The following is a 505-nucleotide window of genomic DNA, read 5'->3' as shown; positions in this document are numbered from 1 at the left end:
GGTATCAAATTTAGAAAACGCGCCAAACTTTTTTAAATGAGCTTGTAAGGCATCTGCACAATCGCTGCTGATGACCACATCATAGTGCTTTTCGGCTTGTTTCTTAATCCAAATACCAAATTCGATCCGACCTTTTAAGTTGCAGATTGCAGCGGCTTGATAGCTAAGGCCAAGCTTGGTGACATCACAGGTCAATTGCCCTTGCAAGAATTTTTCGGCGTCCTCGCCTTGAATGGTCAACTGTAAAAACTGCGGCAATGCTGAGGGGTTTGGAGACTGAGTCATTGTTATTATCCTTCTGCTTAATTATTAAAATATAGAGATGAAATCGAAGCGATAAGAATTATGGGTGCGCTTTCATATAGACGCTGTTGTTACTGACAGAACGTGTCAGCAAAAATGTAAATAAGGTTAAGAAGAGTACCACAAAAATGGTGTCACAAAAACGTCATCAATAAGTGGGGCGCTTAAGTGTGGATTAAGCATTAAATTGGGCGTAGTGCGG

Annotated in this window: 1 pseudogene; it reads right to left on the bottom strand. The window is 41.0% G+C overall.

Annotated features, from left to right (window positions below):
* Positions 1 to 285 (bottom strand): annotated as a pseudogene (locus ACS8FC_RS21225) (folate-binding Fe/S cluster repair protein); the annotation flags it as partial.
* Between the last annotated feature and the right edge of the window lie 220 nt (positions 286 to 505).

This window comes from Psychrobacter sp. 1Y4 (genome assembly GCF_051847555.1).
The sequence above is the reverse complement of the archived record's forward strand: the minus strand, read 5'-3'. Positions and strand labels throughout refer to the sequence as shown.